The 19,342-nt window shown below is 72.1% G+C and carries 19 protein-coding genes; 12 read left to right on the forward strand and 7 right to left on the reverse strand.

Annotated elements, in window-relative coordinates; all coding sequences use genetic code 11:
* Position 1 precedes the first annotated feature (1 nt).
* From ACFQVC_RS04250 to ACFQVC_RS04260, 3 genes are read left to right on the forward strand one after another with little or no spacing between them, the layout of a single operon-like run.
* A complete protein-coding gene (locus tag ACFQVC_RS04250; protein WP_381826517.1) occupies positions 2 to 1,231 on the forward strand; it encodes a polysaccharide pyruvyl transferase family protein in 1,230 nt (409 codons plus the stop codon).
* Positions 1,228 to 1,779, forward strand: coding sequence for a dTDP-4-dehydrorhamnose 3,5-epimerase (gene rfbC, locus ACFQVC_RS04255; RefSeq protein WP_381826519.1), 552 nt, complete (start codon positions 1,228 to 1,230; stop codon positions 1,777 to 1,779). Before ACFQVC_RS04250 ends, rfbC begins: the two co-directional genes overlap by 4 nt.
* A 7-nt stretch (positions 1,780 to 1,786) precedes the next feature.
* On the forward strand, positions 1,787 to 3,115 hold the full coding sequence (locus tag ACFQVC_RS04260) for a glutamate-1-semialdehyde 2,1-aminomutase (RefSeq protein WP_381826521.1): 1,329 nt from the start codon (positions 1,787 to 1,789) through the stop codon (positions 3,113 to 3,115).
* 22 nt (positions 3,116 to 3,137) lie between these two features.
* Here the strand turns inward: ACFQVC_RS04260 and ACFQVC_RS04265 are convergent, their stop codons facing one another.
* The 5 genes from ACFQVC_RS04265 to ACFQVC_RS04285 form a co-directional block, all read right to left on the reverse strand.
* On the reverse strand, positions 3,138 to 3,827 hold the full coding sequence (locus ACFQVC_RS04265; RefSeq protein ID WP_381826523.1) for a phosphatase PAP2 family protein: 690 nt from the start codon (positions 3,825 to 3,827) through the stop codon (positions 3,138 to 3,140).
* 140 nt (positions 3,828 to 3,967) lie between these two features.
* A complete protein-coding gene (locus tag ACFQVC_RS04270; RefSeq protein ID WP_381826525.1) occupies positions 3,968 to 4,543 on the reverse strand; it encodes an RICIN domain-containing protein in 576 nt (191 codons plus the stop codon).
* 174 nt (positions 4,544 to 4,717) lie between these two features.
* Positions 4,718 to 5,914 carry a fumarylacetoacetate hydrolase family protein gene (locus ACFQVC_RS04275; protein WP_381826527.1) on the reverse strand — a complete coding sequence of 399 codons (1,197 nt, stop codon included), beginning with the start codon at positions 5,912 to 5,914 and terminating at the stop codon, positions 4,718 to 4,720.
* A 38-nt stretch (positions 5,915 to 5,952) separates the two neighbouring features.
* The gene (locus ACFQVC_RS04280) at positions 5,953 to 7,713 is read right to left on the reverse strand and encodes an IlvD/Edd family dehydratase (RefSeq protein WP_381826529.1); all 1,761 of its coding nucleotides are present in this window, start codon (positions 7,711 to 7,713) and stop codon (positions 5,953 to 5,955) included.
* A gap of 63 nt (positions 7,714 to 7,776) precedes the next feature.
* Complete coding sequence (locus ACFQVC_RS04285) at positions 7,777 to 9,264, reverse strand: Nramp family divalent metal transporter (protein WP_381826531.1); 1,488 nt, start codon at positions 9,262 to 9,264, stop codon at positions 7,777 to 7,779.
* Positions 9,265 to 9,334: 70 nt separating this feature from the next.
* On the opposite strand from ACFQVC_RS04285, the gene ACFQVC_RS04290 reads away from it, so the two are divergent.
* Positions 9,335 to 10,072 carry a FadR/GntR family transcriptional regulator gene (locus tag ACFQVC_RS04290; RefSeq protein WP_381826533.1) on the forward strand — a complete coding sequence of 246 codons (738 nt, stop codon included), beginning with the start codon at positions 9,335 to 9,337 and terminating at the stop codon, positions 10,070 to 10,072.
* A 3-nt stretch (positions 10,073 to 10,075) separates the two neighbouring features.
* On the opposite strand, the gene ACFQVC_RS04295 is transcribed toward ACFQVC_RS04290, so the two are convergent.
* Positions 10,076 to 10,828 (reverse strand): TetR/AcrR family transcriptional regulator, encoded by a 753-nt coding sequence (locus tag ACFQVC_RS04295; RefSeq protein ID WP_381826535.1) that lies wholly within the window; start codon positions 10,826 to 10,828, stop codon positions 10,076 to 10,078.
* Positions 10,829 to 10,901: 73 nt separating this feature from the next.
* Between ACFQVC_RS04295 and ACFQVC_RS04300 the strand changes: the two genes are divergently transcribed.
* The 3 genes from ACFQVC_RS04300 (at position 10,902) to ACFQVC_RS04310 (ending at position 12,760) form a co-directional block, all read left to right on the forward strand.
* Positions 10,902 to 11,816: an SDR family oxidoreductase gene (locus tag ACFQVC_RS04300; protein WP_381826537.1), complete on the forward strand. Its 915-nt coding sequence runs from the start codon at positions 10,902 to 10,904 to the stop codon at positions 11,814 to 11,816.
* Between the two features lie 98 nt (positions 11,817 to 11,914).
* Positions 11,915 to 12,400, forward strand: coding sequence for a carboxymuconolactone decarboxylase family protein (locus ACFQVC_RS04305; RefSeq protein WP_381826539.1), 486 nt, complete (start codon positions 11,915 to 11,917; stop codon positions 12,398 to 12,400).
* Positions 12,401 to 12,526: 126 nt separating this feature from the next.
* A complete protein-coding gene (locus ACFQVC_RS04310; protein ID WP_381826541.1) occupies positions 12,527 to 12,760 on the forward strand; it encodes a hypothetical protein in 234 nt (77 codons plus the stop codon).
* 58 nt (positions 12,761 to 12,818) lie between these two features.
* Here the strand turns inward: ACFQVC_RS04310 and ACFQVC_RS04315 are convergent, their stop codons facing one another.
* Entirely contained in the window at positions 12,819 to 14,282 is a 1,464-nt protein-coding gene (locus ACFQVC_RS04315) for a M28 family metallopeptidase (RefSeq protein WP_381826543.1), read from the reverse strand.
* 81 nt (positions 14,283 to 14,363) lie between these two features.
* On the opposite strand from ACFQVC_RS04315, the gene ACFQVC_RS04320 reads away from it, so the two are divergent.
* The 5 genes from ACFQVC_RS04320 (at position 14,364) to ACFQVC_RS04340 (ending at position 19,335) form a co-directional block, all read left to right on the forward strand.
* The gene (locus ACFQVC_RS04320; RefSeq protein WP_381826545.1) at positions 14,364 to 14,984 is read left to right on the forward strand and encodes an L-threonylcarbamoyladenylate synthase; all 621 of its coding nucleotides are present in this window, start codon (positions 14,364 to 14,366) and stop codon (positions 14,982 to 14,984) included.
* Positions 14,985 to 15,319: 335 nt separating this feature from the next.
* Positions 15,320 to 16,510, forward strand: coding sequence for an NAD(P)/FAD-dependent oxidoreductase (locus ACFQVC_RS04325; RefSeq protein ID WP_381826547.1), 1,191 nt, complete (start codon positions 15,320 to 15,322; stop codon positions 16,508 to 16,510).
* Positions 16,510 to 16,836: a (2Fe-2S)-binding protein gene (locus ACFQVC_RS04330; RefSeq protein ID WP_381826549.1), complete on the forward strand. Its 327-nt coding sequence runs from the start codon at positions 16,510 to 16,512 to the stop codon at positions 16,834 to 16,836. The genes ACFQVC_RS04325 and ACFQVC_RS04330 overlap by 1 nt, the downstream gene beginning before the upstream one ends.
* Positions 16,829 to 18,436, forward strand: a complete 1,608-nt coding sequence (locus ACFQVC_RS04335; RefSeq protein ID WP_381826551.1) for an FAD-dependent oxidoreductase — start codon at positions 16,829 to 16,831, stop codon at positions 18,434 to 18,436. The genes ACFQVC_RS04330 and ACFQVC_RS04335 overlap by 8 nt, the downstream gene beginning before the upstream one ends.
* The gene (locus tag ACFQVC_RS04340) at positions 18,433 to 19,335 is read left to right on the forward strand and encodes a dihydrodipicolinate synthase family protein (RefSeq protein WP_381826553.1); all 903 of its coding nucleotides are present in this window, start codon (positions 18,433 to 18,435) and stop codon (positions 19,333 to 19,335) included. The genes ACFQVC_RS04335 and ACFQVC_RS04340 overlap by 4 nt, the downstream gene beginning before the upstream one ends.
* Positions 19,336 to 19,342: the final 7 nt, after the last annotated feature.

Below are 19,342 nucleotides of genomic sequence, written 5' to 3' on the forward strand. Positions count from 1 at the left end.
CATGAAGGCCCCCAAAAAGGTCGGGGTGTTCGGCCTGCTCGGCTCCGGCAACCTCGGCAACGACGGCTCGCTCGAAGCCGTACTCGGCTACCTCCGCGCCGAGCACCCGGAGGCGGCCGTGGACGCGCTGTGCGGCGGCCCCGAAGCCGTCACGGCCCGGTACGGGATTCCCGCGACGCGGCTGCACTGGTACCGCGGCGAGTACCGGACCGCGTCACGTGCGGGCGCCGTCGCGGGCAAGGGCCTGGGCAAACTCGTCGACGCCGTGCGCACCGCGGCCTGGGTGCGCCGGCACGACGTGGTGATCGTGCCGGGCATGGGCGTCCTGGAGGCCACGCTGCCGCTACGGCCCTGGGGCTTCCCGTACGCGCTGTTCCTGCTCTGCGCGAGCGGCCGGCTGCTCCGTACCCGCGTCGCGCTGGTCGGCGTCGGCGCGGACACGATCAGGGACCGGCCGACCCGGGCCCTGGTGCGCTGGTCGGCCCGCCTCGCGGCGTACCGCTCGTACCGGGACGCCCTGTCCCGCGACGCGATGCGGGCGATGGGCGTGGACACCGCGCGCGACGAGGTCTACCCGGACCTCGCGTTCGCCCTGCCGGTGCCCGGGGCCGAAGCGTCACCGGGCACGGTCTGCGTCGGCGTCATGGACTTCCACGGCGGCAACGACGACCGGGCCCGGGCGGAGGAGATCCACCGGTGCTACCTCGACGGAACGACCCGGTTCGTCCGTGCCCTTGCCGATGAGGGCAGGCAGGTGCGGCTGCTCACCGGCGACGCGTGCGATACGCCGGTGGTCGCCGCGATCCTCGACGCGGTGGACTCACCGCTCGTCACCGCCGCCGACGCGGCCTCGCTCGCCGACCTGTTGAAGGAGACGGCGGCCGCCGACACCGTGGTGGCGACCCGCTACCACAACCTGGTCTGCGCCCTGAAGGCAGGCACGCCGGCCCTCGCCCTCAGCTACGCGGCGAAGAGCGACGCGCTCATGGACCGGATGGGCCTCGCCGCGTACTGCCACCCGGCCCGCGAAGTCGACGCCGACCGACTGCTCGAACAGTTCCGGGAGCTGGAGAAGCGGTCGGGGGAGCTGCGGCGGACGCTCACCGAACGGAACGAGGCCGCCGCACAGCAACTCGCCCAGCACTTCGCGGCCTTGACCACCGCGCTGTTCCCGGCGAGCCAGCACGCACAAGGCCACGCACAAGCCCACGCCCGGCAGGAGTCCCCGTGAAAGTGACCGAAGTCCCGACGATCGCGGGCGCGTACCTCTTCGAGCCGACACCGTTCGCCGACGAACGCGGCTTCTTCTGCCGCACCTTCGACGCCGACGTGGTCCGCTCCGTGGGCCTCGACCCCGACGCCTTCGTCCAGGACAGCCTGTCCCGCTCGGTCCGGGGAGTGCTGCGCGGTCTGCATCTGAGGTCCGGCGCGGGCGAGGCCAAGCTGGTGCGCTGCTCGTACGGGAGCATCTTCGACGTCGTCGTGGATCTGCGCCCGGACTCACCGACGTACCGCAACCGGGCCTTCTTCGAGCTGTCCGGTGCGACACAGACGACGCTGTACATCCCGGCCGGGTGCGCGCACGGCTTCCAGGCGCTGAGCGAAACCGCCGACACCTCGTACCGGATCGACCGGCCGCACGATCCGGCCGAGGACGTGACGATCGCCTTCGACGACCCGGAGCTCGCCATTCCGTGGCCGTTGCCGGTCACGTCGATGTCCCAGCGGGACCGGGAGGCGCCGAACCTCGCCGAGGCCCTGAAGCAGAGAGAGAGCTGAACTGACCGTGAACACCGAAGAGTTCACCCTGCCCCGGTCGCGCGCGGCGAACGAACAGCTGCACGCCATGATCCCCGGCGGCGCGCACACCTACGCCAAGGGCGACGACCAGTACCCCGAGGACCTCGCCCCGGTCATCAGCCACGGCCGCGGTGCCCATGTGTGGGACGTCGACGGCAACCGCTACATCGAGTACGGATCGGGCCTGCGGTCGGTCAGCCTCGGCCATGCCCACCCGCGCGTGACCGAGGCGGTGCGGCGGGAACTCGACCGCGGCAGCAACTTCGTGCGGCCGTCACTCCTGGAGGTCGAGGCCGCGGAACGCTTCCTGGCCACGGTGCCCACCGCCGAGATGGTGAAGTTCGCGAAGAACGGCTCGGACGTCACCACGGCGGCGGTGCGCCTCGCGCGCGCGGTCACGGGCCGCCCGCGGGTGGCGATCTGCGGCGACCACCCGTTCTTCTCCGTGGACGACTGGTTCATCGGTACGACGCCGATGTCCGCCGGCATTCCGGCGGCGACCACCGAGCTGACGGTGTCCTTCCCGTACGGGGACCTGGCCGCCACGGAGGAACTGCTCACCCGGTACCGGGACGAGGTCGCCTGCCTGATCCTCGAACCCGCCGCCGGCCCCACCGAGCCGCCGCCCGGCTATCTCACGGGCCTGCGCGAACTCGCCGACCGGCACGGCTGCGTCCTGGTCTTCGACGAGATGATCACCGGCTTCCGCTGGTCCGAGGCGGGCGCCCAGGGCCTGTACGGCGTCGTCCCCGACCTCTCCACGTTCGGTAAGGCGCTGGGCAACGGATGCGCCGTCTCCGCGCTCGCCGGGCGTCGCGAACTGATGGAACGGGGCGGGCTGCGCGACTCCCGTGACCGGGTGTTCCTGCTGTCCACCACGCACGGCGCGGAGACCCACTCCCTCGCGGCGGCGATGGCCGTGCAGTCCACCTACACGGAGGAGGGCATCACCGCCCGACTGCACGCCCTCGGCGAGCGGTTGGCCGCCGGAGTCCGCGACGCCGCGGCCGGGATGGGGGTCGGCGAGCACCTCGTCGTCCGGGGCCGGGCCAGCAACCTGGTCTTCGCCACCCTGGACGAGAACGGCCGGCCGTCGCAGCAGTACCGCACCCTGTTCCTGCGCAGGCTCCTCGCGGGCGGGGTGCTCGCCCCGTCGTTCGTGGTGAGCAGCGCGCTCGACGAGAGCGATATCGAGCACACCGTCGATGTCGTGGCCCAGGCGTGTGCGGTGTACCGCAAGGCCCTGGACGCCGCGGATCCCACGCCCTGGATGGCCGGGCGACCGGTGAAGCCGGTTTTCCGCCGCTTGGCGTGACGTGCACCGAGATGACGTAACGTCAGAGCTTGTTGAGTGAACGGGTGTTGGCTGCTCTGCCGGCCATTCGGTCGATCAGCCACGCGGTCGCGGGGACCACCGCAAGCGCGGTGCACCAGCCGCCGAGGACATCGGTCGGATAGTGCGCGCCCAGGGCGACCTGCGCCCAGCCCATGGCGGCGCCCGCAACCAGCGCCGCGCCGAGTACGAGCAGCGTGCCCGCTGTCCTGCCGAGGCCGAGCCGGCCGGCGGCGAGCAGGGCCACCACGAGGGCGAACGCGGTGAGGAAGGCGGTGTGCCCGCTCGGGTAGGAGAGGTTGGTCGCACCGTGGATGGTGCGCCCCACCACCAGCTTGAGCACGGTCGAAGTCACCACGGTCAGGACGGTGGCGGCGACCATGAGCACGGCCCCGCGACGGAGCCGAAGGAGCAGACAGCCCATCACGGCCGCCGCGAGCAGGATCGCCGCTCCGCCGGTTTCGCCCAGGAAGTCCGTGGCCAGAGCGGCGTGCCGCCACGGCGGCCGCACACTGTCCGCCGTCGGATCGACGAACCATCCGTCGACCCGGCCGGGCTCGCCGTGGCCGGCGTACCGGGCCCCGAGTGCGCCGACCACAAGGGCGGCGAGGGCGGCGGTCAGTCCGAGATACAAGCGCAGCGACGGGGGCAGTACCGCGGGCGCGGGCCGGCCGGTCCCCCCTGCCGCACCCACGGGACTCCGACCGGTGTTGCCTTCGGCTCTTGCCCGCACCGTTCCCCCAACGACGAGCCACAAAAGGTGACTTCGCCACCCTAACCAACAACACGGGGCCAGCCGGTCGGCGACGGCCGGACCGGCCGCCCCGCCGTCGGTCACCAGCCCTTCAGCTCGGCGTTCCAGAGCTGGCGTTTGGTGTTGTTGCACTTCCGGAGCTGGACGGGCTCACCGTTGGCCGGTGAGTGCGTGTCCGCGCAGTAGTCCTTGAACCGCTTGGCGACCTCCAGGGTGAAGCGGCTGCTGGTGCTGCTGGCCTTGAAGAGGTAGAACCGCTGGTTCTCCCGGCCGTTGCAGTCCCAGACGACCAGCTTGGTGCCGTTCGCGTACTTGCTGCCCGGCACATCCAGGCACAGCCACGGGGCGTGCCGAGGATGCAGATAGCGGCCGCCTTCAGCGGCGCGCTCCAGGCACCAGTCCTGTTCGCTGCCCCCGTTGTTCTTCCAGGCGATCACCTTGGCGCCCTTGCCGCCGCCGGCGGCGACCGCCATGCGCTTGCCCTCGACCGTGTACATCTCGAACCACTGCGAGGTGCAGCGGGCGGCGGCCGCCGCGCGGGCATCGGCCGTCGCCTCCTGCCCGCCCGCCCCGGGCTGCTGCGCCGCGGCGGGCAGGGTGAAGGCGAGGCCCGCGACCCCGGCGAGGCCCAGCGCATACACCGATCGCTTCTTCATGCGTGAAGTACGCACCACTCTTCCCCCGTTCCTGAAGTGACCGTTCGTCACTCTCCGGCCGGCAAAGTAGGAGCGGAGGCCCTTCGAGGCGTCCCATGAGGGACTGAGTTCATGCCGGAACCTTCGCGGTAGGCCGCTGGTTCCGTACCACTTCCGCGGTACGCGAAGCGGAGGTCAGAGCACACCCCGCGCCGCCAGACCGGTCATCAGGGCGCGCACACCGAAGGTCCACGGTGGCGCCTGTTCGCTGGTGGTGACCGTGTTGACCAGGGAGCCCAGGCGCGGGCTGCTGATGTGTACGACGTCGCCGGGGGAGTGGGTGAAGCCCGCGCCGGGGGCGTGCCGGTCCTCGGTGGGGGCGAACAGGGTGCCGGTGAACAGGACGAAACCGTCCGGGTGTTGGTGGTGGTCGCCGTGCACGGCGCCGACGAGGTCGAGGACGTCCCGGCTGATCTCCCGCATCGAGCTGCTGCCGCGCAGGACGTAGCCGTCCGTGCCCTCGACGCGCAGGTCGATGTCCAGGGTGCGGATGTCGTCGAGGCCGAAGCCGTCGTCGAGCAGGCGCAGGAACGGGCCGATGGCGCACGAGGCGTTGTTGTCCTTGGCGCGGGGCAGCAGCAGCGCGCTGCGCCCTTCGATGTCACGCAGATTGACGTCGTTGCCGAGCGTGGCCGCGCGCACCCGGCCGCGTGAGTCGACGGCCAGGACCGCTTCAGGTTCGGGGTTGTTCCACACCGAAGCGGCGAGCACGCCGATGTCCGCGCCGGTGCCGACCGCGGACAGCACCGGTGCCTTGGTGAACACCTCCGGATCCGGGCCGATACCGACCTCCAGGTACTGCGACCACAGCCCTTCCGCGATCAGCGCCTCCTTCAGTACGGCCGCTTCGGGTGATCCCGGGCGTACGCGGTCGACGGCGCCGCCCACCAACTGCCCGATGCGCTCCCGGCTTTGGGCCGCACGGGCCGGATCGCCCCCGGCGCTCTCCTCGATGACCCGCTCAAGGAGGCTGCGCGCGAAGGTGACCCCCGCGGCCTTGATGACCTGGAGGTCCACGGGCGCGAGCAGGTGGGGCGCGTCGCGGCGGGCCTCGGCCGTCGCCCTGAGCAGGTCGTCCAGGCGCCAGCTGCGGCCGCCGGGCGCCTCGCGCACCAGCGCCTCGGCGTCGTCGCGGTCGAGGAGTTCGGACACCGTGGGCGCGTGGGCGGTCAGGTCCACCACCTCGTCGCCGCGCACAGCGGCCACACACGGTCCGTCCCACTCCGGTTCATGGACACGGGCGATGAGCGCGGCACGGGCGGCGTCCTGCGGCAGGACGGCTTCCGGTTCCAGGGCGAGGGGTTGGCGGTCGGCTTGCGGTGCCGGGGGCATGAACGACTCCAAGGGGTGGGGTACGGGGGAGCAGGTGTTCAGTGCGAGTCGCGCGGTACCTCGTGCCCCCTGCAGCCGCGCAGGAAGCCGAAGTCAGCGCCCCGGTCGGCCTGTTCGACGTGTTCGGTGTAGAGCCAGGCGTAGCCGCTGGTGTGCGGGCGCGGCGGCGGTGTCCACGCGGCGCGGCGGCGTTCCAGCTCGGCGTCGGCGTCCTCGATGTCCAGGCGCAGGGTGCGGTTCGGTACGTCGAGCACGACCGGGTCGCCGTCCCTGACCAGGGCCAGGGGGCCGCCGACGGCCGCCTCGGGAGTGACGTGCAGAACCACGGTGCCGTAGCCGGTGCCGCTCATGCGGCCGTCGCAGACCCGCACCATGTCGGTGACGCCCGCCTTCAACAGCTTCGCGGGCAACGGCACGTTGGAGACCTCGGGCATACCGGGGTAGCCGCGCGGGCCCGCGTTGCGGATGACGAGCACCGTGTTCTCGTCCACGTCGAGATCCGGGTCGTCGGCGACCTCGTGATAGGCCTCGGGGGAGTCGAAGACCCGGGCGGGGCCGCGGTGGGTGAGCAGCCGCGGCGACGCGGCGGACTGCTTGATCACCGCGCCGTCCGGGCAGAGGTTGCCGCGCAGCACGGCGGTGCCGCTCCCGGCCGCCTGGAAGGGCTTGTCGAGGCCGGTGATGACATCGGTCCCGATCCGCTCCGCGTCCGCGACGTTCTCCGCGATGCCGCGGCCGGTGACGGTGATCTGCTCGCCGTGCAGCAGCCCGCCGCGTACCAGCTCGTTGACGAGGGCGGGCAGGCCGCCCGCGTAGCAGAAGTCCTCCATCAGGTACGCCCCGCTCGGCATGAGGTTGAGCAGGGTCGGCACCGCGCGGGCCAGCGAGTCGAAGTCCTCGGGGGCGAGGTCGACGCCGACGCGTCCGGCGAGCGCGGTCAGGTGGAGCACGGCGTTGGTGGAGCCGCCGATCGCGGCGTTGACGCGGATGGCGTTCTCGAACGCCTCGCGGGTGAGGATCCGCGACGGGCGCAGGTCCTCGTGCACGAGCTCCACGACGCGCCGCCCCGCCGACTGCGCGGTCTCCATGCGGCGGGCGTCGACGGCGGGCCAGGTCGCCGAGCCCGGCAGCTGCATGCCGAGGGCCTCGGCCACGCAGGCCATCGTGGAGGCGGTGCCCATGGTCATGCAGTGGCCGTTGGAGCGGGCCATGCAGCCCTCGGCGAAGAAGCACTCCTCCTGCGTCATCCGGCCGGTCTTGAGGTCTTCCTCGAACTTCCACACATGGGTGCCCGAACCGACGTCCTGGCCCCGGTACTTGCCGTTCAGCATCGGCCCGCCGGTGACCATGACGGCGGGCAGGTCGACGCTCGCGGCGCCCATGAGCATGGCGGGGGTGGTCTTGTCGCAGCCGGAGAGCAGGACCACGCCGTCGAGCGGATTGGCCCGGATCAGCTCCTCGACCTCCATCGCCATCAGGTTGCGGTAGAGCATGGCGGTGGGCCGCATCAGGGTCTCGCCGGTGGCCATCGTGGGGAAGGCGAGCGGGAAGCCGCCCGCCTGCCACACGCCGCGCTTCACCGCCTCGGCCACGCGGGTCAAGTGGGCGTTGCACGGGGCGAGTTCGGAGGCGCTGGTGGCGATACCGATGACCGGGCGGCCGTCGAAGACATCGGGCCCGAATCCCTGGTTGCGCATCCAGGACCGGTACACCATTCCGCTGCGCCCGCTCGCCCCGAACCAGGCCTGGCTGCGGCGTGCGGTGTTGTTCGGTGCCTGTGCGTGCTGATGTTCCGTCATCAGTGATCTCCTCGCCGGAAGTTGGGGCATGGCATACGTCGTGAACGGGTGAGTGGGGCGCGGTCAGCCGAACAGATCCACGATCTGCTGGCGTACGGTCAGCACGGACAGCACGCCGAACAGGCCGATCGCCCACACCAGGGCGGCGACCCGGTAGCCGCGCACCTTCAGCGGTGCCGGCAGCGCCTTGCGGTTCAGGAAGAGCAGCAGGCCGGAGTAGACGAACATCATCAGTCCGGCGACGCAGGCGGAGACGACCAGGAGGACGAGCGGCTGGTCGAGGCCGAGCGCGAGCACGCTGACGCCGATGGCGACCAGGCCCCACACCAGCCAGAAGTACAGCCGGCTCTCGGCGACCCTGGAGGAGCGCAGATACGTCGACTTGAGGACGTCGGCCGCCAGCCTGCTGGTGTAGTCGACGATGCCGGTCGCCGCGCTGAACAGGGAGAAGGCGCCGATCAGCCAGAACAGCACCCCGAACCAGCCGCCCACCTGGGCCCGTAGCGCCTCGCCCTCCTTCTGTACGAACCCGACGTCGTTGGCGAGCCCTTCCGTGCCGAACAGCGTGGAGTGCGCGAGGAGCGAGGCGAGCACGATGGTGAGGATGGTGGTGAGCCCGAAGGTCAGGCCTTGTTCGAGGTTGGCGAACCGCCACCACCGCTTCCAGCGGACGAGGTTCTCGCCCTCGGGTACGAAGACATATCCGGCGGCCGATGAGGAGGCCGAGGACGCGGGCGAGGCGGCCCTCTTCTTGCCGGTCACCGGGCTGGTGAGGCGGGGCGCGTAGTGCCCCATGCCGAAGCCCTTGTCGCGGATCCAGTTGCTCTGGCACAGATTCTGGCCGCCGCCGGCCCCCGCGTAGGCGAGCGCGCCCATGAGCACCGCGACGCCGAGCTCGCTCGGGAACTGTCCGAAATGGGTGACGGCCTGCGGCAGTTCACGCCAGCTCGCCGCCTTCACCGCGAAGATGACCGCGAGCACGAAGAACCCGCCGATCAGGGCGACCTTCACGAAGAGGAGGCGTTCGAGCGCGGTGTAGACGACGGGGGCGAGGGTCAGGATCGCGCCGATGAGCAGCAGCAGGCCGACCGCGATGACGGTGGGGTCGCCCCCGAAGACGTACGAGAGCATCGTCGCGGAGCTGGTGCTCCAGCCCGGCCAGAGGTTCGCCGCGTACGTGAGCGCCGCGAGGACCGCGCCCCAGTGCCGCCAGTAGCGGTTGAAGCCGGTCATCGCGGTCTCGCCGGTGGCGAGGGTGTAGCGCTCGATCTCCATGTTGAGGAACCACTGCGTCACGACGCCGGCGACCGCTCCCCACAGGAAGACGAGTCCGGCCTGCGAGGCGATATACGGCCAGAGGATGAACTCGCCCGATGACAGGCCCACTCCGGCCGCGACGATGCCGGGGCCGACGATCCGCCACAGCTTGCGCGGCGGCGCGGGCAGCGGGCGCACTTCGGGCAGGGGTATATGACGGCTCTTCAGGGGAAAGGGCGCGGCGGCACTGCGCGGGGAGCGCGGGGTGCCGACGTCGCCGTCCGGGTGCGTCATGCGGAACGCCTCTCTTCGGGTGCGGGGCCGGTAGGATGGGGCGCGGCGCAATCATTCAATGATTCGATGAATGACGTCCAGAGGGGGAACAAAGATCGTGGTGGACAACCGGACGACGCATCAGCGGATCGTCGACGAACTCGGCCGCCGCATCGTGGCCGGAGCCTGGGAACCCGGTCGGCCACTGCCGGTCGAGGACGCGCTCGCCGAGGAGACCGGGGTGAGCCGCGGAGCGCTGCGCGAGGCGGTCAAGGCGCTCGCGGCCAAGGGCATGCTGCAGGTGCGCCCGCGCACGGGCACCCGGGTGCTCCCGGCCGCGCACTGGAACCACCTGGACCGTGACGTGCTGCGCTGGCAACAGGCGGGCGACTCCGAGGCGTTGCTGCACGACACCGGCGAACTGCGCCGCATCGTCGAGCCCGAGGCCGCCCGGCTCGCCGCGGCGCGCGCTCACGCCGACGACGTACGCGCCCTCTACGACGCCCTGTCGGCCATGGAGTCGGCGGCCGGGGAGCCGGAGCGCGAGGGCTATGTCGAGGCCGACTGCGCCTTCCACCGTGCCCTCTTCGACGCCAGCGGCAACCGCCTCCTCGGCTCCCTCGGCCGCGCCGTCGACGTCGCCCTCGAGCACTGCTTCGCCGTGAGCACCCGCGCCCCCGGGGCCGTCGAGGGCGCGCTGCCCGCCCACCGCGCCGTCGTGGAGGCCGTCGAGAGCGGCGACCCCGCGGCGGCGTCGAAAGCCGTGCTGCGGATCATCGACGCCACGGAGCGGGAGATCGCCGAGTCACTGCGCGAGCAGGGGAGTTGAGGGTCAGCCTTCCCGTACGAAGCGGGTGATCATCGCGATGGAACCCGCGAGGCGCCGGGGCGTGAACGTCCCGGGGTCGGTCAGGAGCAGGCGCGCCAGATGCTCGGCGTTGTCCCGTACGAGATGGGCGATCAGCTCGGTGTCGAGTCCGGCCGCTCTCTCCGCCGTGCCTGCCTCGCTCGTGGCCGCGCGCCCGAGGCGGTCCTCGATGACCGAGAGGATCTCGCGGCGTACGCGCTCGCGGCCGTCGCGGATGGCCTCGCGCACGCTCTCGGGGGCGTCTTCGATCGGCAGCAGCACGAGCCGCGAGATCTCGGGTTCGCGTGCGACGCCCTCCAGATAGACGGTCAGACCCGTGCCGAGTGCCGCGGCGATCCCGTCGGCCGCGCGTCCTGCCGCGAGGGCACGGGCGACGCGGTCGCGGGTGACCTCCTGGGCGCGCAGCATCACGGCGCGCTGAAGACCTGCCTGTGACTCGAAGATCGCGTAGCTGACGGACTTGGCGACCTGGGCCTCGTCGGCCACGCGCGCCATCGTCATGCCCCGCCAGCCGTGCTCGGCGATCAGTCGTGCCGCGGCGTCGAGGATCTGGGCGCGGCGCACCTCGCGCGGCCGGCGCGGGGCATAGCGGCGCCGCTCCGGGCCGGAGGAAGCGACCTCGGCAGAAGCGCCCTCGGAGGAAGCGACCGCAGAAGAAGAAGCGACCGCAGAGGAAGAAGCGACCGCGGAAGAAGCGGAAGAAGAGGAAGGGGGCACCAACTGATTGTACCTACGCGAATATTCCGGGTGTTACATTCGTAGCCCGTCGCCGGCACCCCGGAGGTCGTCCATGAACTGGTTCGAGCACGGCGGAAAACGCGGCCGCGGCGTCAACAGCCTCGCGGGGCGCCGGGTGTTCCTCACCGGCGCGGCCGGCGGCATCGGCCGGGCCACCGCCGAGCGGGCCGCGGCCGAGGGCGCCGTGCTGCTGCTCACCGACCTCGACGCCGACGGCCTCGACGCCACGGTCCGTGCGGTGCGCGCCGCCGGTGGCAGCGTCGCGTACTCCCGGGCCGTGGACGTCTCCTCGTACGAGGAAGTGCGGACCATGGCCGACGCGATCCACGCCGACGGCGGCGCAGTGGACGTGGTGATGAACGTGGCCGGGATATCGGCCTGGGGCACCGTCGAGACCCTGCAGCACCGGCACTGGCGCGCGATGGTCGAGGTGGACCTCATGGGGCCGATCCATGTCATCGAGTCGTTTCTGCCCGCCATGGTCGCCGCCCGGCGCGGCGGCCACCTCGTGAACGTCTCCTCCGCCGCCGGACTCATCGGGCTGCCCTGGCACGCGCCTTACAGCGCCGCCAAGTTCGGGCTCCGCGGAGTCTCCGAGGTGCTCCGGTTCGATCTGCGCAGGCATCGCATCGGCGTGACCCTGGTGTGCCCCGGCGCGGTCGACACCCCGCTCACCGAGACCGTGGAGATCGTCGGCGTGGACCGCGAGAGCCCGGCGATGAAACGGCTGAGTTCGGCCTTCCGCGCGCGTGCCGCCCGCCCCGAAGAGGTCGCGGAGAAGATCCTCGACGGGGTACGCCACGGCCGCTACCTCGTGCACACCTCGCAGGGAGTACGCCTGCTGCACGGGCTGCAGCGGCTGGCTCCGCCGCTGTACGTCCTGGCGATGCGGATCGCGAACCGGGCGGCGGACCGGTTCCTGGGCGCGGCCGTCAGCACCCGGCCGGCGGGCGGAGGAATCCGGTGACCGCGTCGGAAGGAGGAGGCCGGACGGCGCCCGGCGCGCCACGCATAGCGCCCGGCGGACGGCGTGAAGTCGGCCTGCCCGTCTGGTTGTTGAGCCGGATGACGGGCCTTGTGTCCGGCACCCGGCCGCCCGCCCTGTTCCTCGTCCTCGGCCGCCACCGGCGGCTGTTCCGCGGTTGGCTGCGCTTCGCCGGGCGGCTGATGCCCGGAGGCACCCTGCCGCGCCGTGAGACCGAACTCGTCATTCTGCGCACCGCCCACCTGCGCGACTGTGCCTACGAGTTCGAGCACCACAAGCGCATCGGCCGCCGTGCGGGAGTGACACGCGCGGACCTCGATCGGATCGTCGGGAGCCTCGACGATCCGGCCTGGAGCGCCCGTGAGCAGGCGATCCTCGCCGCCACGGACATGCTGCACGAACGGCAGGACCTCGACGACGCCACCTGGCGGCGGCTGCGCACCCACCTGGACGAGGCCGCCGCGATCGAGCTTCTGCTCCTGGCCGGTCACTACCAGATGCTCGCCACCACGATCACCGCCCTGCGTCTGAAACCGGACGCCCCGCTGCGGGGCCGCCGAAGCTGACGATCCGGGCGGACGCGCCTACGCGTACGCCCGGACTCCCCGGGTACTCGTCGCCCGGCTCGGAGTTCATTCGAGTCCGGGCCCTTTCCATCCGTACGAGTCCCCAGTGCACGGAGGAGATCCACTGTGACGAGCAGCAGCGAGACCGGTGACGTCACCGGCACGAAGGACAAGGACTACAACCTCTTCTGGTACGTCGAGTCGTGCCTGAGCAACGCGCTGCGCCTTGAGACCTATATCCAGGACGCGGAGCGCGAGAAGGACACCGAGGTGGTGGAGCTGTTCCGCAAGGCGCAGGCCGACAGCCGCAAGGGCGCCGAACTGGGCAAGCGGCTGCTGCGTTCACGGCTCGACGACTGAAGCACCCAGCGGATCGGCGGCCGGACGACCGACGGGGCCGCCGACGGACCTTCCCCGGCTAACGCAGCGGCGTGGGGAACGCCACCGGGCTGCGGTAGCCGGTGCGGCCCACCGCGCGGACACCGAAGAAGACATTGTCCTTGGAGAGATCCACCTCGTGGGCGGTGGTGTCGCCCACGTCGACGAGATGGGTCCACTCGGGGGCCGTCGTCTCACGCCATACGACTTCGTACCCCACCAGGTCCGGTTCCGCGCCGCGGTCCCAGACCAGCTCCGTGGCGTTGGTCAGCGCCGTGGTGCGGATCCGGGCGTTCCTGGGGGTGCCGGGGGCCTGGGCGAGCGTCCACAGGGCCGCCGCGTTGACCCGGGCCACGCGCGTGATGAAGCCGAAGTCGCAGAACTGGGGCAGGTCGCCGTACTGCTTGCCGTCGACGACCCGTACGTCCTGGTGCTGATGGGCGTAGTCCTCGGCGGGCTCGGTGAAGCGGGCCGCGGGGTAGCCCTTCTCCAGGAACGGGATGTGGTCCCCGCCGCGCAGATAGCGGTCGCGGCGGTAGATCACCCGGACGCGCATACCGGTCGCGTCGTTGTCGGCGGTGTCGCGTACGAAGCGCGCCAACTGGCGGGCGGGGGAGTCGTTCTCACCGCCCACCGAGCGGCGCGTGGCGGCCTCTTCGGGAGTCTCCGCGGTGGGCACGCCCTCGGCGAAGAGGCGGACCGTGTACGGGTCGCGGGTGCCGTCGTCCGCCGTGGAGCTGCCGACGATGTCATTGGTGAACATGGCCTGCACATCGGTCTTCGCGGCCTTGAAGAGCGAGGCCATGTGCGCCGCGCCGTACAGGCCCTGTTCCTCGCCCGCGACCGCCGCGAACACCAGCGTCGCGGCCGGACGCCGCTTCGCCATCACACGGGCCAGCTCCATCGCGACCGCGACCCCGGAGGCGTCGTCGTCGGCGCCGGGCGCGTCGGTCGTGGCGTCCATGACGTCCGAGGCGCGCGAGTCGTAGTGGCCCGACACGACGACGACCCGGTCGGGAGTGACGGCGCCGCGCAGGGTCGCCACGACGTTGGTGATACGGGTGGCCGTCGGGACGCGGGGCGCGGGCTCCTGTACGTAACTCTGCAGCTCCACGGTCATCCGGCCGCCGCTGCTCTTCGCGTACCGCCGCATCTCGGCGAGGATCCAGTCGCGGGCCGCGCCGATGCCGCGCTCGGGGTCGTCCTGGCTCGACAGGGTGTGCCGGGTGCCGAAGGAGGCGAGTCTGCGTACGGTCGCCTCGATGCGGGACCTGTCCAACTCCCGCAGCAGGGCACGTAGTTCGCGGGACGGCGGCTGGGCTGTGGCGGGGAGCCTCCCCGGTGGACGGGCGTGGGGCGTGGCGGAGGCGGGGGTCGCTGTGGCGGCGCCCAGGCCGAGGCCGGCCGCCGCCGCTCCGGCGGCGGTGAGCACGGCCCGGCGGGAGCTTTCCGTGGTGGCTTCGTCGTTCGCGTGTGCAGGGGGCTCGGGGGTCTGCTGCGACATGCGCCGATTGTCGTGCCGTACGCAACGCCGGGCAATGGGCACTGGCCTGACGAGTCCGCCGGGGTCGCATACGCTCGGTGGATGGCGAAGTACTTCGATGTGCACCCCGAGAATCCCCAGCGACGCGTCATCGGCAACGTGGTGGAGAGCATCCGCTCCGGCGCTCTCATCGCCTATCCGACCGACTCGTGTTTCGCCCTCGGGTGCCAGGCGGGCAACCGGGAGGGCATCGCCCGCATCAGGTCGATCCGGCAGCTCGACGAGCGCCACCACTTCACCCTCGTCTGCCGGGACTTCGCGCAGCTGGGCCAGCTGGTGTACGTCGACAACAATGTGTTCCGCGCGATCAAGGCCGCGACACCCGGGAGTTACACGTTCATCCTGCCGGCGACGAAGGAGGTGCCTCGGCAGCTCCTTCACCCGAAGAAGAAGACGGTGGGGGTCCGGATTCCCGACCACGTCGTGGTCCAGGCCCTGCTCGACGAGCTCGGCGAGCCGCTGCTCTCCAGCACGTTGCTCCTGCCGGACGAGGAGGAGCCGCTGACGCAGGGCTGGGAGATCAAGGAACGGCTCGACCATGTGGTGGACGCGGTGGTCGACTCCGGGGACTGTGGCACCGAGCCGACGACGGTGATCGACTTCTCCGGTGGTGAGGCGGAGATTGTTCGCAAGGGGGCGGGGGATACGGCGCCGTTCGAGTAAGAGCGCGCGCCCTGCGGCGTGGCTGGGGGTTTCGCACCGGGCGGCGTGGCTCGGGGGCGTTCGCGCCCTGCGGCGTGGCTCGGGGGCGTTCGCGCCCTGCGGCGTGGCTCCGGGTCATTCGCGCCCTGCGGCCCGGCTCGGTCAGATCGCCCTTCGGGCTCGTCCTCAATCGCCGGACGGGCTTAGTTGGTGCCGGACGGGCTCAAGTGTGCGGCGCCGAACAGGTTCTCGGCCTGGTGTAGCCGAACAGGCCCCCCGGCCCGGGGGCAACTGGCGGGCAGCGTAAGGGCGTTCGCGGTCTTGGCGGGCGCTGTGGTATGTGACATGGTACCGGCGTGGGTGAGCGACTCAGTTGTGATGTCGTCGTCGTGGGGGCCGGGATCGTCGGGGCCGCCTGTGCTCTGTATGCGGCCCGGGAAGGGCTCTCCGTCGCGGTGGTGGACCGGGGGCCTGTGACCGGGGGGACCACCGGGGCGGGGGAGGGGAATCTGCTGGTCTCCGACAAGGCGCCCGGACCTGAGCTCGAACTCGCCCTGCTCTCCCTTAAGTTGTGGCGGGAGCTGGCCGATCGGGCCGATCTCGGTGAGCGGTTCGAATTCGAGGCCAAGGGCGGCGTCGTGGTCGCCTCGACTGCCGGGGCGCGTACGGAACTTGAGCGGTTCGCCGACGGGCAGCGTGCTGCCGGAGTCGTCGCCGAGTCCGTGGACGGCGGTGCCGAGGGACTGCACGGCCTCGAACCCCGGCTCGCGCCCGGCCTGCCGGGCGGCGTGCACTACCCGCAGGACTGCCAGGTGATGCCCGCCCTCGCCGCCGCCCATCTCCTGCGCGCATCCGGCGCCCGGCTGCTCACCGGCCGGACGGTCACCGCGGTCCTGACCGCCGCCGGTGCGGTGCGCGGAGTGCGGACCGACCGCGGTGACATCCACGCCCCGGCCGTCGTCAACGCCGCCGGCACCTGGGGCGGCCAAGTGGCCGCACTCGCCGGAGTGCGGCTTCCCGTGCTGCCACGGCGTGGCTTCGTCCTCGTCACCGAACCCCTGCCGCGCATGATCCGGCACAAGGTGTACGCCGCGGACTACGTGGCCGACGTGGCCAGCGGCTCGGCCGCCCTGCAGACCTCCCCCGTCGTCGAGGGCACGGCGGCGGGACCGGTGCTCATCGGGGCCAGCCGGGAACGGGTCGGCTTCGACCGGTCGTTCTCACCGCGCGTCGTCCGGGCCCTCGCGGCGGGCGCCACCCGCCTCTTCCCCTTCCTGGAACGGGTGCGGGTGATGCGCTCGTACGTCGGATTCCGGCCGTATCTCCCCGACCATCTGCCCGCCATCGGACCCGACCCCCGGCTCCCCGGCCTCTTCCACGCCTGCGGGCACGAGGGTGCAGGCATCGGCCTGGCCCCCGGCACCGGCCATCTGATCGCCCAGGCGCTCACCGGGAAGGCCGGCCGGAGCACCGACTTGAGCGCCGCGTTCAGTCCGGGCAGGTTCGGTGAGCGGCCCGCGGGGCCGCAGGCGGAGGAGGGCGCGTGATGTTCCGTTCGCGACGGCGGCCTCCTCGTCCGTCCGAAGCCGCGCGCACCACTGCCCGCGCCGCCGCTTTCACCGTCACCTTCGACGGCCGCGAGATCGAGGCGCTCGCCGGGCAGACCGTCGCGGCCGCGCTCTGGGCCGCGGGCATCACGTCCTGGCGAATGACGCGGGGGAGCGGCGCACCGCGCGGCGTGTTCTGCGGAATCGGTGTCTGTTTCGACTGCCTGGTCGACGTCAACGGCCGCCCGAACCAACGCGCTTGCCTCGTACGTGCCGAACCCGGCGATGTGATCCGTACGCAGGAAGGAACCGGACACCATGGCTGAGCGGCCGCACCTCGCCGTCGTCGGCGCGGGGCCCGCGGGCCTCGCCGCCGCCCTCGCCGCCGCCGGGCGCGGGGTACGGGTGACCGTGCTCGACTCCGGCGCCGAAGCGGGCGGACAGTTCTTCCGGCAGGTCCCAGTGACGCTCGGCGCCGGCCGCCTCGGCCCTCCGCAGCGCCGGGGGCGCACCTGGCGACGGCTGCGCCGACTGCTCGACGACCGTATCGCCGACGGCAGTGTGCGGATGTTGATGGGCCGTCACGTGTGGGGTGTGGAAGGGGAGGTGGGGGATTTTCGCGTGCGTGCGCTGCGAGGGGACCGGGGCGACGACTCGGTCTCCGTGCCTGCCGACGCCGTGCTCCTCGCCACGGGTGGCCACGAGCGCGTACTGCCCTTCCCAGGCTGGACCCTGCCCGGTGTGATCACCGCGGGCGGTGCTCAGGCCATGCTCAAAGGCGGGCTCGTACTGCCGGGCCGTACGGTCGTGGTGGCCGGGACAGGGCCGCTGCTGCTGCCCGTAGCGGCCGGGCTCGCCGGAGCGGGCGCGAAGGTCGCCGCCCTCGTCGAGGCCGCCGGTCCCCTGGGCTTTGTGCGCGCGGCTCCCGGACTCGCCGCGTTCCCCGGCAAGTTCGCCGAAGGGGCGTTGTACGCAGGGGAGTTGATGCGTCATCTGGTGCCGGTCGTGGCGCGGCACACCGTCGTCGAGGCGCACGGCGACGGAAGCGGCGACGGAAGCGGCAACGGACGCGGTGACGCGCGGATCGCCGCCGTCACCGTCGCCGCTCTCGACCGTGCCGGGCGCGTCAGGCCCGGCAGTGAGCGGCGGATCGCCTGCGACGCGCTCGCCGTGGGCCACGGCATGCTCGCCCACACCGACCTCGCCGAGACCCTTGGCTGCCGTATCGACGGCCTGTCGGTCGCGGTCGACGGCGAGCAGCGCACCAGCGTGCCCGGCGTATGGGCGGCAGGGGAGGCCACCGGCATCGGCGGCGCGGCGCTGTCGCTCGCCGAGGGGCATGCCGCCGGGCTCTCCATCGGCGGCCGGCTCACCAACTCCTCGCCGTATGAGGGGAGGTCATGGGACCTGGCCGTGCGGGCGCGGCGGCGTGAGCGTGCCGCCTTCGCCGCCGTGGACCGCGCCTACGGGCCGCCGCCCGCGCACTGGGTCGAGCAGGTGCGCGCCGACACGGTCGTGTGCCGGTGCGAGGAGGTGACGGCCGGGGCTGTCCGTGCGGCCGTCGACGTCCTCGGCGCCGGTGATCTGCGGACCGTCAAGCTGCTCACCCGGGCAGGCATGGGCTGGTGCCAGGGGCGGGTCTGCGGGCCCGGAGTCGCCGGGGTCGCGGGCTGTGAACTGCGGGCCGAGCGACGACCGTTCGCCCGCCCGGTACCCCTCGGCGTACTGGCCCGCGCCGAGCCCGGGGCCAACCCGGACCACGCGTCCGACGCGCAAGCCGAATCAGACGCGCAGAGCGACTCCGGCGCGCAAGCCGAATCAGACGCGCAGAGCGACTCCGGCGCGCAAGCCGAACCCGACGCGCAGAGCGACTCCGGCGCGCACACCGAATCCGATGCGGACACCGGCAGGAAGAGGTCGTTATGACGCACACCGATGAGACCCGGCCCTGGCACGGCGTATGGGTCGCCACCGCGCTGCCGCTGCGTCCGGGGGATCTCTCCGTCGACCTGGAGCGGTACGCCGAACACTGTTCCTGGCTGGTCGCCAACGGCTGCGACGGCATCGTGCCCAACGGCTCGCTCGGCGAGTACCAGACCCTCGCACCGGGGGAGCGCGCGGCGGTCGTCGAGACGGCGGTCGCCGCGGTCGGCGGGGGCCGGGTGATGGCGGGAGCCGCCGCGTACGGCTCGGCCGAGGCCCGCCGCTGGGCCGAGCACGCGGGCGAAGCGGGCTGCGCATGCGTCCTGCTGCTGCCGCCGAACGCCTACCGTGCCGACGAGCGTGCCGTCGTCGCCCACTACGAGGAGGTCGCCGCGGCGGGGCTCCCGGTCGTCGCGTACAACAACCCGGTCGACACCAAGGTGGACCTGACTCCCGAACTCCTCGCCCGGCTGCACGGCGAGGGCCATATCCAGGCGGTCAAGGAGTTCTCCGGCGATGTCCGGCGCGCCTACCGGCTCGCCGAACTCACCCCGGACCTCGACCTGTTGGCGGGCGCCGACGACGTCCTCCTCGAACTCGCCGTCGCGGGCGCCAAGGGCTGGATCGCCGGCTACCCGAACGCGCTGCCCGCCGCCTCCGTGGGGCTCTACCGCGCGGCCGTCACCGGTGACCTCGGCACGGCGTCGAAGCTCTACCGGCAGCTGCACCCGCTCCTTCGCTGGGACTCGAAGACCGAGTTCGTACAGGCCATCAAGGGGTCCATGGATGTCGTCGGGCGGTACGGCGGGCCCTGCCGTCCGCCGCGCTCGGCGCTCGCGCCCGAGCAGGAGCGGGAGGTACGTGCGGCCACCGAGCGGGCCGTCGCCGCGGGCCTCGCCTGAGCCGACC

The organism is Streptomyces monticola, assembly GCF_042665355.1.
GTDB classification, from domain to species: Bacteria; Actinomycetota; Actinomycetes; order Streptomycetales; family Streptomycetaceae; genus Streptomyces; species Streptomyces monticola.